We start from the raw sequence: 14394 nt of genomic DNA on the forward strand, positions 1-14394 counted from the left end.
CAATAAAAATATACATTGCAAAGTTTGCAATGTATATTTTTATTATTATAAAGCTATAAAACATTTCCAGAGTTGAGCTTATATATATAGCATCTCTATTACTTATATATAGGAAATCCACTACATAATTCTGAAACTTGTTTCCTTATTTCACTTAAATCTTCATCTCTATGCTCTATAACATAGTTTATGAAATACGCTACTTTTTTCATTTCCTCTTCCTTAAATCCTCTAGTTGTAACTGAAGGTGTACCCATTCTTATTCCACTTGTTATAAAAGGACTCTTTTTCTCAAATGGTATAGTATTTTTGTTTGCAGTTATTCCAACTGAATCAAGAAGATGTTCTGCATCTTTTCCTGTTATATTTTTGTTCGTTAAATCAACTAATAAAAGGTGATTATCAGTTCCACCTGAAACTATTCTAAAACCGTATTTTGTAAGTTCATCTGCAAACACTTTTGCATTATTTACTATTTGCTGTGCATAATCTTTAAAATCATCCTTTAAAGCTTCTCCAAAGCATACTGCTTTTCCTGCAATTATGTGCATTAAAGGTCCCCCCTGCATTCCAGGGAATACAGATTTATCAATGTCCTTTGCATACTTTTCCTTGCAGAAAATTGCTCCGCCTCTTGGTCCCCTTAAAGTCTTATGAGTAGTTGTTGTTACAAAATCAGCATATGGAATTGGTGACGGATGAAGTCCTGCTGCTACAAGTCCTGCTATATGAGCCATATCTACCATCATATATGCTCCTACTTCATCGCATATTTCTCTTATTTTCTTAAAATCAATAATTCTTGAATATGCACTAGCACCAGATACTATCATCTTTGGCTTACACTCCAAGGCTTTTTTTCTAAACGCTTCATAATCTATTTGTTCTGTTTCATCACTTACACCATAGGCAATTATATTAAAGAGTTTTCCTGAAAAATTAACTGGACTTCCATGAGTTAAATGACCTCCATCTGTTAGGTTCATTCCCATTATAGTGTCTCCCGGCTTCAATACTGCAAAGTAAACAGCCATATTAGCTTGTGAACCTGAATGTGGCTGTACATTAGCATGCTCTGCTTTAAAAAGTTTTTTTGCCCTTTCACGTGCAAGCTCTTCAACTTTATCAACTACGTAACATCCACCATAATATCTTTTTCCTGGATATCCTTCTGCATACTTATTAGTTAAATATGAACCCATAGCTTCCATTACAGCTTTGCTTGTGAAGTTTTCAGATGCAATAAGTTCTATATTATTTTCTTGTCTCGCATTTTCTTCTTCTATGATAGAATAGACTTCAGAATCACTTACTTTTATATTTTCAAAATCCATATATAATACACTCCCTCATACATTAATTTGCTAAGTTAAAAAATTATCAATTTTATGTATGATTATATACCAAAATAGCGTAGAATTCAAATAAAAGTTTGTGTTATAATAATTTCTGGTCAGTATATATGACGAATTTTAATTAAACTATACTATATCTTTTGAAAGGTTTTGTTACCCTATGTCTACAGAAAAAATTATAAATTTAGCTGCTTATGCAGGAAAGATTTTACTTCAAAGTGGAGCTGAAATATACAGAGTAGAAGAAACTATGAATAAAATTTGTACAGCCTTTAATGTTAAGGAGGCAGAAAGCTTTGTTACCCCTACAGGAATAATTATTTCTATTACAGGAGAAGATGAAAAAATAACCTCAACTATAAAAAGGATACAGGTTAGAACTGTTGACCTTAGAAAAATATCGGAAGTAAATGATCTTTCTAGAACACTTCAATACAAAAATTTTTCTTTAGAAGAAGTTGCAGACAAACTTAAAAAAATTGACAACGAAAAAAAACATTCGGACTTATTTCTTATATTTTTTAGTGCCGTAGCTGCTGGTTTTTTTACCTTAATATTTGGTGGAACCTTTAGGGATTTCTCTGTTTCATTTTTTATAGGAATAATTATTAAAATATTTTCAATAATTATTTCTAGACTTGAAATAAATGACTTTTTCTTGAATATGGTAGGTGGGGCAATAGCAGCTTTTATAGCTCTATTGTTTAAAAAACTTGGAGTTGTTGTATACCTTGATAAAACAATAATAGGTTCTATAATGCTTTTGGTTCCAGGTCTTGCTATTACCAATGCTGTAAGAGATACAATCGCAGGTGACTTAGTATCTGGTGTCTCTAGGGCCTTAGATGCTTTTTTTACAGCAGTAGCTATAGCTGCAGGTACTGGTTTAGTATTTAAGATATGGATTAACTTTTTTGGAGGTACTGGTTTATGATCTTAAATTTTTTGTACTCATTTATGGCTTGCATAGCCTTTTCGTTCTTATTCAATGTTAAGGGCAAAAAAATACTTATTGCATCTTTTGGTGGAGCACTTGGATGGGTTATATACATGTTTTGCCTTGATATTAAGGTTTCAGTAACCTCTTCAATTTTTATAGCTTCAATTATAGTTTCTATTTACTCTGAAATAATGGCAAGGATTTCAAAAACACCTGCTATTGTCTATTCAGTAACAGGAATAATACCACTAGTTCCTGGAAACGGTATGTATTATACTATGTATGAAACCATATCAGGAAAACTTACAAAGGCAGGCGAATGGGGATTTAAAACCCTTATGTATGCTGGAGCTATATCCATTGCTATTATGCTGGTTTCTTCAATTGCTAGACTCTTAAAGAGCGGTACAAATAACTATGTAAAGGCTATTATAAATAAAAAAATGTAATATGTAGTGTTTAGTTGATATTTAATAAAGAGGTTTGGATTTATTCCAAGTCTCTTTATATTTGTGTATTGGCTTTTTTCTAGTTTAGTTCCTTTTTTAACTCCTGAATATAATGGGCTCGCGCCCAAACCCCCATCTCGCAATTCCCACTGCTTTAGGTATTAGCTTTTTTCTAGCTCAGTTCCTTTTTGAGCTCCTGAATATAATGGGCTCGCGCCCAAACCCCCATCTCGCAATTCCCACTGCTTTAGGTATTAGCTTTTTTCTAGCTCAGTTCCTTTTTGAGCTCCTGAATATAATGGGCTCGCGCCCAAACCCCCATCTCGCAATTCCCACTGCTTTAGGTATTAGCTTTTTTCTAGCTCAGTTCCTTTTTGAGCTCCTGAATATAATGGGCTCGCGCCCAAACCCCCATATGTTTACTTTACGAACATGGTTATGGCTGAAATTATGTCATCAATATTTGAATCATTTAATTCCTTCTCACCCATTTCTTTAAGTTCATCCTTCATGCATTTTTTAGCATAATCTTGAAGCATAAGTATTCCTATTTTATTAACAGCAGCTTTGACTGCAGCAATCTGAACCAGAACATTTTTACAGCATGTATCAGACTCTATCATTTTTTCTATTCCCTTTACCTGACCTTCTATTTTTCTAAGCCTGATTATCAAGTCCTTTTTATTTTTATCACTAGTTTCGCCCACTGACTTCACTCTCCAATAATATAAGGAAAAATCAATTTCCTTTATAAAATCATATAGGGTTTAATATAGAGAAGTTTAAATTTAAAATATTATAAATTCAACTTAACTATAGAAACCCTATAATTTAACATAATCAAAATACTGCAAAACTTAAACTTCTTTTCAATCCCTAAGTTTGCACAGCTTTACTATTAATGTTTCCTAAAAAAACAATTATTTATTCTTCTTCTTTACTTTCAACTTTTATTCCAAGCTCCTCAATCTGATTTTCATCTACAACATTAGGAGCCTCTGTAAGAGGACAGAATGCATTTTGATTTTTAGGGAAGGCTATTACGTCCTTGATGTTTTCAGTACCTGCAAGGAACATTATAAGTCTATCTAATCCATAAGCAAGACCAGCATGTGGTGGTGGCCCAAACTTAAATGCTTCTAGTAGAAAACTAAATCTTTCCCAGGCTGATTCCTTTGTAAAACCAAGAACCTTGAACATTCTTTCTTGAAGTGCAGTATCATGAATTCTAACACTTCCTCCTCCAAGCTCTTCTCCATTTAAAACTATATCATATGCCTTAGCCCTTACTCTTCCCGGATCAGATTCAAGATATTCTATATCTTCATCCATAGGCATTGTAAATGGATGATGTTCAGCTTGAAATCTTTCTTCTTCCTCATTGTATGATAATAGTGGGAATTCGGTAATCCAAACAAATCTAAATTCTTTATTATCCTTTAAAATTTCGAGTTCCTTTGCAATCTCTAATCTAAGTGCTCCTAATGACTGGAATACAACAGAATTTTTATCTGCTACTATAAGTATAAGATCTCCTGTTTTCCCTTGAACTTTGTCGATTATTGCCTTTAATTCTTCCTCTTTTAAAAACTTTGCAATAGGTGATTTTATTCCATCTTCTTTTAATGCTATCCATGCTAAACCTTTTGCTTTGTAAGTTTTTACAAACTCCCCTAACTTATCTATCTTCTTTCTAGGCATATCTGCAGAATTTGGTGCTTTAATTGCTCTAACACTTCCGCCTTCTTCTATGGCTGACTTAAATACTTTAAAATCTGAAGTACTTACAGCCTCACTTATATCATTGATTTCCATACCAAATCTTAAATCCGGTTTATCCGAACCGTACTTTTCCATAGCAGTTTTCCAAGTCATTCTCTCTATTGGAAGTTTAACCTCTACTCCCGCCATTTCCTTAAATACCTTCTGTATAAGTCTTTCATTTAATTCTATTACATCATCTTCTTCTACAAATGACATTTCCATATCTACTTGTGTAAACTCTGGCTGCCTATTAGCCCTTAAATCCTCGTCTCTAAAGCACTTTGCTATTTGAAAATATTTATCGTATCCAGAAACCATTAAAAGCTGCTTAAATAACTGTGGTGACTGTGGAAGTGCATAAAATTTTCCATTATAATTTCTGCTTGGAACCAAATAGTCCCTTGCACCTTCTGGTGTACTCTTAGTAAGTATAGGTGTCTCCATTTCAAGGAAGTTCTCTTCATCCATGAAATCCCTTATTATTTTTGTAGTCTTATGTCTTATCTTAAAAATTTTCTGCATATCTGGTCTTCTAAGATCAAGATATCTATATCTGAGTCTTATATTTTCAGCAGCATCAAGATTTTCTTTTATGTAAATAGGTGGTGTCTCACTTTCTGACAATATTTTTATTTCTTCGCCCTTTAGTTCCACCATTCCTGTTGGCATATTTGGGTTTGGCGATTCTCTCTTGACTAAAGTTCCAGAAACTGAAATACAATATTCTGATTTAACTAAATCCGCTTTCATAAAAGCATCCTTATTTATTTCTTCTCCAAAAACTACTTGAAGTATACCTTCTCTATCTCTTAAATCTACGAATACTAACCCTCCAAGATTTCTTTTTCTCTGGACCCATCCCATCACTACAACTCTATTTCCAATATGGTTCTCTCTTATTTCTCCACACATAATGGTTCGCTTCAATCCATTTAAAGATTCTCCCATTTTTATTCCTCCTAAAATACGTAATACCTATGTCATAAATAAACCACTTCATATAGTCCATTGAAGTGGTCTCAAATTTAATTTTAAACCTATAATATACTTTTATCAAGGTTTATTATCCATATAATGTTTTTAAAAAATATATTTTGCCATTTACCTTTTCTTCAATCCTATTTATGTACTCTTTTACATCCTTTAAATTTGGATATCTTTCTATTCTGTTAGTCTCTTTAAATAGTATCTTTGAAACCCCATGGCACCCAATTGCAATTATTGGTTGGCTATCCTCTATCATTTGTATATTGTATATGCATTCTTTACCCTCTAGAGAGTATCCTACATTCTCCATATTTCCTACCATGTTCTTCTGTCTATACATGTAATAGGGCTTCATATTAAGCTCTCTTGCACAGCTGTATGCCTTTTCAAACATATTCACTATATCATCTTGATTTGGTGCTTCTATCCTTTTATCCTCTAGCATATCCTCAAATAACTTGGATCCTCTTTTTAAAGATAGTCCATGTATTGTTAAACTTTCAGGTTTAAGCTTCAATATTTCTATGCAAGTATTATTAATCTTATCCAAATTCTCTCCAGGAAGTCCTATTATAATGTCCATGTTTATATTGTCAAAGCCTATTTCTCTTGCCATATTGAATGCGTCAATTACGTCTTTTGATGTATGTCCTCGTCCCATTGACTTAATGGTCTCGTCATTCATAGTTTGAGGATTTATACTTATTCTATGAACTTTATACTTTTTCATTGTCAATAGTTTTTTCCGTGTTATGCTATCTGGTCTTCCACACTCCACAGTAAATTCCTTAACATTATTACCCTCTATAAAGCTTTCATATACTGATTTCATTATAGTTTCAAATTGTTCATCGCTCACAGAAGTTGGAGTACCACCACCAAAATATACACATCCTATTTTTAGTCCCCTTTGCCTTATATAACTTGATGTTTTTTCTATATCGTACATCATAGCCTTTAAGTAATCATCCACATAACTTTTACAGTGACTAATGGTATCTGATATAAATGAACAATATCTGCACCTTGTAGGACAAAATGGCATGCCTAGATAAATGCTCACACTATTGTCTACAGATTTCAAAAACTTCTTTTCATTTTTACTAACTTCTATACAAAGCTTAGCCTTCTTTTCATCAGTACTATTATGAACCTTGAAGTATTCAATTATTTCTTTATCACTTTTATTTTCTTCCAAAAGCTTACTTGCTATTTTACTTGGTCTTATACCTATGAGTGTTCCCCATGGTATATTTCTTTTACCTGTAAGTCCAGAGAAATATTTGAATACAGCCATTTTTACATTCTCATTAATATTAAGCCTCAAATCAAATTTATAATTTTCAGGCTCACTTTCTTTTGAGCAAATTTCCATACTCTCATTATTAAATACTATGCTATAATCCCATAATGTAGATTTTACAATTTTAACTTCATCGAAGAACAAAATTGCCATATGATAAACAGCATACGAATGCGCTTCATCACTTATCTTAATTTTAGTCATAAAATCTCCTCTAGTTTGATTTAAATGAAAGGATTATGAATTTTTTCATATCCTATAGTAGTTCCTTCACCATGTCCCGGATATACAACAATGTTTTCATCGAGTTTCATAAGTTTACTTTTTATTGAATTTATAAGAGTAGAAAAATCCCCTCCTGGAAAGTCTGTTCTGCCTATAGAACTGTTAAAAAGCGTATCTCCAGAAAACAAGTAATTATCCACTAAATAGCACATTCCACCCGGAGTATGACCAGGTGTTTTGATGCATTTTATTTTTAATTCTCCAAATTGAAGTTCATCACCATCATCCACATACTTCGTAGCATTTTCGCTTTTATCACCAAACATATATTCTCCATTTTCTATTAACTTGCAATCATCTTTATTCATGTAGACATCCACATTATATTCCTTTTTTAACTCTGCCACAGCAGCTGTATGGTCTGCATGTCCATGAGTTAATAGCACAAATTTAAGGTTCGTCTCTGTATCCTTAAAAGCTTCTAAAATAGCCTGTGGTGCATCCCCTGGGTCTATAACTACACTTTCGTTGGATTTTTCATCAACGAGTATATAGCAATTTGTCATATATGCTCCAGCCTGAATTACACTAATTTTCATAATATCACCTCTAAAATACTTTTTTACTATCAATAAGAAGAGTTACAGGACCATCATTTTGTATATCTACATCCATATGTGCCCCAAATACTCCAGTCTGAACATTTGGAACTTCTTTTCTACACAAATCAACAAAATCGTTGTATATTTTTTCAGACTTATCTCCAGAAAGAGCCTCTATAAAACTCGGTCTTCTCCCTCTTCTACAATCTCCATATAATGTGAATTGTGAAATTACAAGAAGTTCTCCATTAACATCCTTTAAGGATTTATTTAATTTTCCCTCTTCATCTTCAAATATCCTTAAATTTAGTATTTTATTCTTTAAATACTCTATGTCCTCTAGAGTATCTCCTTCTGTTATTCCAATAAGTGCATTTATACCTTTTCCTATTTGCCCAACTACTTTACCGTCAACCTTTACTGAAGATTTCTTTACTTTTTGAACGACTGCTCTCATAAAATCCCCCCTAGCTATTAGTTCTATATATATCAATAATGCCTGGAAGCCTTCTAAGCTTTTTCATAAGCAGCGCTAAATGCTCAACATCCTGTATCTTTAACTTCAAATTGAGATATGCTGATCCCTTTGAAGTTTTTGCATTAACCGATTCTATTGCTATTTCCATGTAACTTATAACTTCTACCACATCCGCAAGAAGAGCTTGCCTATCTTCCGCTTTAATTTCAACTTCAGCCATATAACTTTCGTTTTTACTTTTTCCCCATTTTACTTCTATGATTCTTGAACTATCCTCTTTGATTAAATTATTTACATTTGTGCAATCAGTCCTATGAACTGAAACTCCTCTGCCTTTTGTAATATAACCTATTATAGGATCACCAGGAACTGGTGTACAGCATTTCGCAAATCTTACTAGGACATCAGAAACGCCCTTAACCGTTACTCCAGGCTGCTCACTCTTAGAAATCTTTTTAGAGGAGTGTTCTTTATGAATGTTCTTATTTACATTTTCAAGTACTTCTTCATTTGTAAGAGAACCATTATCCTTATTCTTTTCATAAATATCTTTAAATCTACTTAATATCACTGATGCCCCTACTGCACCTATTCCAACAGAAGCATATAAATCGTCTATTGAGTTCATATTATATCGTTTTAATACTAACTCTAAATTTTCACCCTTAGCTATCTCTCCAAAATTAAATTCCTGCTTTTTCGATTCTTTTTCTAAGAGTTCTTTGCCCTTGCTTATGTTTTCATCTCTTTTAGCCTTTTTAAACCAAGACCTTATTTTGCTTTTAGCCTGATTGCTAGTAACAGAATTAAGCCAATTAATATTCGGACCTTTAACTAAAGATGTTGTTAGTATATCAACTATTTCTCCTGTTTTAAGCTTATAATCAAGTGGAACTATTTTACCATTAACCTTTGCACCCACACACCTATTTCCTATATCTGTATGTATTTTATAAGCAAAGTCTACTGGTGTTGCATTATACGGCAAATTTATTACCTTACCTTTAGGTGTAAAAACAAAAATTTCATCTGAAAATAAATCTATCTTAAAGTTTTCCATGAACTCTTGAGCACTTGGCGTTTCTCTTTGCCATTCAAGCATCTCTCTTATCCATGTAAGCTTAGTATCATCTTTATTTGCATTCTTATTTTGAGGAACATTTTGAGTACTTTCTATTGTTCCTTCCTTATATTTCCAATGAGCAGCTATTCCATATTCAGCTGTCTTATGCATGTCATAAGTTCTAATCTGAATCTCAAAAGGCTTTCCCTCAGGTCCTATTACCGTAGAATGAAGTGATTGATACATATTAGGTTTTGGCATAGCTATATAATCTTTAAATCTGCCTGGTATAGGTTTATACATTGTATGCACTATTCCAAGGGCAGCATAACACTCTTTTATGTTATTTACTAGTATTCTAACAGCTGTTAAATCAAAAATCTGATCTAAGCTTTTACTCTTATTTAACATCTTTCTATATATACTATAAAAATGTTTTGGCCTTCCATCAATATCTGGAGTTATCCCTGATGCTTCCAAATTAAGTTTAAGTTCTTCTACTATCTTGCTTATGTATTCTTCTCTTTCAACTCTTTTTTCAGCTATTAGATCCACAAGCTCATAGTATTCCTTTGGTTTCAAATATCTGAAGGACAAATCTTCAAGTTCCCATTTTATCTTAGACATACCAAGTCTATGTGCAAGTGGAGCATATATATCCAGAGTCTCCTTTGCCTTCTCTTTTTGTTTTTGCTCACGTTTAAATTTAAGAGTACGCATATTATGAAGTCTATCTGCAAGTTTTATTAAAATAACTCTTATATCCTTAGCCATTGCAAGAAGCATCTTTCTTACATTATCAGCTTGCTGCTCTTCCTTCGTCTTATAAGTTATTTTATCTAGCTTTGTTACCCCTGATACTAAATCAGCAACTTCTTTGCTAAACATTTCTGTAATATCATCATAGCTATAACTTGTGTCCTCTATAACATCATGGAGTATTCCTGCAACTATAGTACTCATATCCATACCCATCTCTGCTAAAATACACGCTACATCGAGAGGATGACTTATGTAAGGTTCTCCGGACTCCCTCATTTGATGTTTATGAGCCTCATATGCAAAATTGTAAGCTTTAATGACAATATCTTTATCTACATTATTACAATTTTCATCTATCTTTTCTAATAAATCTGATAATTCAGCCATTATGGTACTCTCCTAAAATCAAAGGCTGGTCACATAACCAGCCAAATTTATTATTATTTATTATATAGTATACATTTTAATTTTATAATTGTAAAGAGATTAGACTTTTGTTTACTTTTTACAATAATTTTTATCTATACATTGTACTTAACTAATGACATTGTATCATAATCTCCAAGCTTATCTTTTCCATTCAAATCTGTAAGCTCTACAACAAAACATGCCGCTACAACCTCTCCACCAAGAGCTTCTACAAGTTTTGCAACTGAGTTAATCGTACCACCTGTTGCAAGAAGATCATCAACTATTGCAACTCTTTGGCCCTTTTTAATTGCATCCTTGTGCATTTCCAAAATATCTTCTCCATACTCAAGCTCGTATGTAACCTCAACTGTCTCACATGGAAGCTTACCTTTTTTTCTAACTGGTATAAAACCCGCTCCTATTTTGTAAGCTACAGGAGCTCCGAATAAAAATCCTCTTGCTTCGGGTGCAACTATTAAATCTACGTTCTTATCCTTAAGATACTCTCCAATCTTATCTACGGAATATTTATATGCTTCTTTATCTTGAATAAGGGTAGTAACATCCTTGAAGCTTATTCCTTCTTTTGGAAACCCATCTATAACTCTTATACTATCTTTTAAATCCATTTAAATTTCCCCCTAAAATATATTTAGAAAATACTAACTTAACTTATATGTAATATTGAAAACCCTATAAAATAATTATATATCAATTATTTTACATTTTACAATACACTAAAAAAAATCACCTTTATATCTAAACTCATTATTTAGATACTTGGCTATTTGCTCTGCTTTATAACTGTCCTCTGTTGTAAAAAGTTGAACTATTATTCTCGCATTATCCATCTTACCCACGGCATTTACAGTAGGTACAACAGCTTCAGATAACTTCCTTACCTCATCTATATCAACTTTCTCGACAGATTTTAATTTTAGCAAAGCTTCTATTCCATAATTATTGGTATTTTGTATTTTTCTTATACCCTGATCAACTATAATTTTATTTTCTCCTGATAACTCTTCACATTTATGTATAGTACCAATTGCTGCAAGATCTAAATATTTATTAACGCATTTCATTTGATAATACATTGAAATAGCTTCACATAGTTTAAATACTATTCCAGAAACACAAAATTCGTTAAACGGATACTTAGATTCCTTCCTATTAGGATTTACTACTATTGCATAATCCTCTTCATTGCACATTTCATGATAATCAACTACTATTGTATCTATTTTAAGCTTTTTTAATAATGCGGTACTTTCTTTTGAATTAATTCCACATCCTATTGTTATAAGCAAATTTGCTCCAAAGTATTTTATTTTATCATTTACATAATCAGCATTTACTTCATAGCTACCACAAAAATCATCGGGTATAAGGTATTCTACATCAGCATTAAGGTATTTCAAAACCAATAACATTATGGACATACCTATTATACTGTCCACATCGCAATAACCATATAACACTATTTTCTCTCTATTGTTTATAGCCTTTGCTATTCTCTGTAGTGCTTCATTCATTCCTTCAATTAAGAATGGATTATGCATTCCCTTTAATCCGAAATATTGTAACTTATCTCCCGTTCTTTCCATCTTTATTCCTCCGAATTTGTAGAAAACAAATATATTATAATGTATTATGAGATATTTTACAAATACTTTTTTAGCTAAAAAAATAAAACAGCCCATAGGCTGTTTTATTTTTGAGCTTCTGCTTTAATTTGGAGCTTTTTTTTGTTAGCTCTTTCCTTAAATATAACCCATAATGGACTAGCTATAAATATTGAAGAATAGCATCCAGAAACTATACCAACAAGTAAAGGCTTTGTAAAATCTCTTACAGATGGAACGAATACATGTACTGAAGAGACTGCTATTAAAACAGTTAGAACCGTATAAATTGATCTTGTCAAAGTTTCATTTATACTAAAATCAGCAATTTCAGATGTACTCATTCTTCTATGCTTCCTGCTATTTTCTCTTATTCTATCAAAAACAACTATAGTATCACTCATAGAATATCCTACTATTGTTAGCATTCCAGCTATAAATGGTGAATTTAATGGTATTGCAAAAATCCCATATACCGCAAGTGTTACAAGTACATCATGAACTAACGATATCATAGCTGCTACACCAAATTTAAATTCAAATCTCCAAGCTATGTACAAAAGTATAATTACCAGTGCAATTGCAAGTGCAATCAACGCTTTTGTTTTAAGTTCCTGTCCTATAGTTCCTCCTATCTTCTCTTGAGAAACCAAGGCCTTTGATTTTAAATTATATTTTTTTTGCATATCCTTAAATATTTTGTTACCAATAGCATCTGTCATGGTACTACTTTTTATTTCAACCTCAGTATTATTAACCGTGGTTATAGTACTATCTTTTATATATTTATCTACTATCTTTTCAACATCAGTTTTGTTAAAGGACTTCCCTATCTTTATATCCATTGAGTTTCCTCCAACAAAATCTATACCAAATTCCAAAGGTTTTCCTGTAGTAACTCCTCTATATATCATGAATGCAATTCCTAAAAATATTATAGTAAGAGATATACCAAACCAAACTTTAGTATGTTTAATAACCTTAAGCATTACTTACCACTCCCTTCCAGATTAACTCCGAAATGAGATGCTTTATTTATAAGTCCCATGTCTATAGCCCACATCAAAAGTCTTCTAGTTACAATAATAGCAGTAACCATACTTATAAGAACACCAATTACCAGTGTTAACGCAAATCCTTTTACCTCGCCACTTCCAAGAGCATAAAGTATAACACCTGAAATAATAGTGGTAACATTTGAATCTATTATTGATGACATAGCCCTATGAAAACCTGCATCAAAAGCTGATCTAACTGTTTTACCAATTTTAAGTTCTTCTTTAAATCTTTCAAATATAAGAACATTGGCATCTACAGCCATACCTATCGTAAGTAAAAGTCCAGCTATACCTGAAAGTGTTAATGTAACTTTTACAGCTACAAATGCACCTAAAACCAAAACAGTAAATAAAACTAGTGCTATATCTGCCATAAGACCAGGTATTCTATATACTAAAATCATGAATAAGAATATTATACATATAGCAACTGCTCCTGCAAGTATACTGTTTGGAAGTGCACTTGCACCAAGTGAGGCACCTACAGTTTTGGATTGAACAACTTTTAGTGTTACAGGAAGAGCTCCTGAGTTTATTATATTAGCTATACGCTGTGCTTCTTGAATAGATTTATTACCAGTTATCTGTGCATTTCCACCTGTTATTACTGAATCAACAGTTGGATCACTTAAAAGATCAGTATCCATATATATAGATATCTTTTGTCCTAAGAACTTTTGTGTTGCATCAGCAAATTTCTTTGTTCCTGAACTATTTAATTGAAGTGATATAATAGGCTGATTAGTATTTGGATCAGTACCTGCTGTTGCCTTTTTTACATCGCTTCCAGTTAAAACTGTTTTCTTATCAGGACCTACGAACTTAAGTTTACCAGTTTTACCTATTTTATTTATAACTTCGTCTTTATTGTACATTCCAGGGACATCAATTTCAATTTTATTGTTTCCCACTCTTGATACAGTTGTTTCACTAACTCCTAACTTATTAACTCTTAAATTTAGAAGTTCTATAGTCCTACCCATTGCATCACTATTTACCTTACCTTGTATTTCTTCTACTACAGAAACACCACCTTGAAGATCAAGACCTTTATCTATTGATTCTGTAAAGGATTTAATTCTGTAATCCCCCACATTAAGTCCAGTACTGCCTAAATAGGCTAATCCTGCTATTATAAGAACGCTTATAATAAAGAAGATGGTGCTTCTACCCTTCTTTTTCATTTTTATCCCCCTTCATCACCAAATTATGCCATATAATTTATATTGTAAAACTTATTCTTTAATTTTGCAATAACAATTTTCTCTTATTTTAAAAGTTTTATGCCAAAAAAGCCCAAACGTAAACCATATGGTTTAATTTAGCGTCTATTTTTTTAGTAAATATTAGTTCTTTCTTCCTCTAAGCATAT

Annotated in this window: 13 protein-coding genes; 2 read left to right on the forward strand and 11 right to left on the reverse strand. The window is 32.2% G+C overall.

Translation table 11 applies throughout. The annotated features are described in order from the left end of the window. Positions 1-98: 98 nt before the first annotated feature. Positions 99-1334: a serine hydroxymethyltransferase gene (gene glyA, locus CA_RS11625; RefSeq protein WP_010965562.1), complete on the reverse strand. Its 1236-nt coding sequence runs from the start codon at positions 1332-1334 to the stop codon at positions 99-101. 181 nt (positions 1335-1515) lie between these two features. On the opposite strand from glyA, the gene CA_RS11630 reads away from it, so the two are divergent. Both CA_RS11630 and CA_RS11635 read left to right on the forward strand, forming a co-directional pair. Beyond that, positions 1516-2289: a threonine/serine exporter family protein gene (locus CA_RS11630; protein WP_010965563.1), complete on the forward strand. Its 774-nt coding sequence runs from the start codon at positions 1516-1518 to the stop codon at positions 2287-2289. Continuing rightward, positions 2286-2744: a threonine/serine exporter family protein gene (locus CA_RS11635; RefSeq protein ID WP_010965564.1), complete on the forward strand. Its 459-nt coding sequence runs from the start codon at positions 2286-2288 to the stop codon at positions 2742-2744. The genes CA_RS11630 and CA_RS11635 overlap by 4 nt, the downstream gene beginning before the upstream one ends. 419 nt (positions 2745-3163) lie before the next feature. Here the strand turns inward: CA_RS11635 and CA_RS11640 are convergent, their stop codons facing one another. From CA_RS11640 to secD, 10 genes are all read right to left on the reverse strand, one after another. After that, on the reverse strand, positions 3164-3451 hold the full coding sequence (locus CA_RS11640; protein ID WP_010965566.1) for a metal-sensitive transcriptional regulator: 288 nt from the start codon (positions 3449-3451) through the stop codon (positions 3164-3166). 217 nt (positions 3452-3668) lie between these two features. Next, a complete protein-coding gene (gene aspS / locus CA_RS11645) occupies positions 3669-5456 on the reverse strand; it encodes an aspartate--tRNA ligase (RefSeq protein ID WP_010965567.1) in 1788 nt (595 codons plus the stop codon). 115 nt (positions 5457-5571) lie between these two features. Further along, on the reverse strand, positions 5572-7002 hold the full coding sequence (locus CA_RS11655) for a coproporphyrinogen III oxidase (protein ID WP_010965569.1): 1431 nt from the start codon (positions 7000-7002) through the stop codon (positions 5572-5574). A gap of 20 nt (positions 7003-7022) precedes the next feature. After that, positions 7023-7622 (reverse strand): MBL fold metallo-hydrolase, encoded by a 600-nt coding sequence (locus CA_RS11660; protein WP_010965570.1) that lies wholly within the window; start codon positions 7620-7622, stop codon positions 7023-7025. Between the two features lie 10 nt (positions 7623-7632). Then, entirely contained in the window at positions 7633-8082 is a 450-nt protein-coding gene (gene dtd / locus CA_RS11665) for a D-aminoacyl-tRNA deacylase (protein WP_010965571.1), read from the reverse strand. A 10-nt stretch (positions 8083-8092) separates the two neighbouring features. Next, the gene (locus CA_RS11670) at positions 8093-10315 is read right to left on the reverse strand and encodes a RelA/SpoT family protein (RefSeq protein ID WP_010965572.1); all 2223 of its coding nucleotides are present in this window, start codon (positions 10313-10315) and stop codon (positions 8093-8095) included. Between the two features lie 134 nt (positions 10316-10449). Next, positions 10450-10968, reverse strand: coding sequence for an adenine phosphoribosyltransferase (locus tag CA_RS11675; RefSeq protein WP_010965573.1), 519 nt, complete (start codon positions 10966-10968; stop codon positions 10450-10452). A 108-nt stretch (positions 10969-11076) separates the two neighbouring features. Further along, positions 11077-11946 carry a DHH family phosphoesterase gene (locus CA_RS11680; RefSeq protein ID WP_010965574.1) on the reverse strand — a complete coding sequence of 290 codons (870 nt, stop codon included), beginning with the start codon at positions 11944-11946 and terminating at the stop codon, positions 11077-11079. 104 nt (positions 11947-12050) lie between these two features. Further along, complete coding sequence (secF, locus tag CA_RS11685; RefSeq protein WP_010965575.1) at positions 12051-12953, reverse strand: protein translocase subunit SecF; 903 nt, start codon at positions 12951-12953, stop codon at positions 12051-12053. After that, positions 12953-14206 (reverse strand): protein translocase subunit SecD, encoded by a 1254-nt coding sequence (gene secD / locus CA_RS11690; protein WP_010965576.1) that lies wholly within the window; start codon positions 14204-14206, stop codon positions 12953-12955. Before secD ends, secF begins: the two co-directional genes overlap by 1 nt. Positions 14207-14394: the final 188 nt, after the last annotated feature.

Origin of the sequence: Clostridium acetobutylicum ATCC 824 (assembly GCF_000008765.1) — a bacterium.
In the GTDB taxonomy this organism is placed as follows: Bacteria; Bacillota; Clostridia; order Clostridiales; family Clostridiaceae; genus Clostridium_S; species Clostridium_S acetobutylicum.

Bases quoted from the DNA above. Each gene is read 5' to 3' on its own strand.
- CA_RS11670 (WP_010965572.1), bottom strand. From the start codon at position 10,315: ATGGCTGAATTATCAGATTTATTAGAAAAGATAGATGAAAATTGTAAT.
- CA_RS11680 (WP_010965574.1), bottom strand. From the start codon at position 11,946: ATGGAAAGAACGGGAGATAAGTTACAATATTTCGGATTAAAGGGAATG.
- CA_RS11655 (WP_010965569.1), bottom strand. From the start codon at position 7,002: ATGACTAAAATTAAGATAAGTGATGAAGCGCATTCGTATGCTGTTTAT.
- CA_RS11675 (WP_010965573.1), bottom strand. From the start codon at position 10,968: ATGGATTTAAAAGATAGTATAAGAGTTATAGATGGGTTTCCAAAAGAA.
- secD (WP_010965576.1), bottom strand. From the start codon at position 14,206: ATGAAAAAGAAGGGTAGAAGCACCATCTTCTTTATTATAAGCGTTCTT.
- glyA (WP_010965562.1), bottom strand. From the start codon at position 1,334: ATGGATTTTGAAAATATAAAAGTAAGTGATTCTGAAGTCTATTCTATC.
- aspS (WP_010965567.1), bottom strand. From the start codon at position 5,456: ATGGGAGAATCTTTAAATGGATTGAAGCGAACCATTATGTGTGGAGAA.
- CA_RS11660 (WP_010965570.1), bottom strand. From the start codon at position 7,622: ATGAAAATTAGTGTAATTCAGGCTGGAGCATATATGACAAATTGCTAT.
- secF (WP_010965575.1), bottom strand. From the start codon at position 12,953: ATGCTTAAGGTTATTAAACATACTAAAGTTTGGTTTGGTATATCTCTT.
- CA_RS11635 (WP_010965564.1), top strand. From the start codon at position 2,286: ATGATCTTAAATTTTTTGTACTCATTTATGGCTTGCATAGCCTTTTCG.
- dtd (WP_010965571.1), bottom strand. From the start codon at position 8,082: ATGAGAGCAGTCGTTCAAAAAGTAAAGAAATCTTCAGTAAAGGTTGAC.
- CA_RS11630 (WP_010965563.1), top strand. From the start codon at position 1,516: ATGTCTACAGAAAAAATTATAAATTTAGCTGCTTATGCAGGAAAGATT.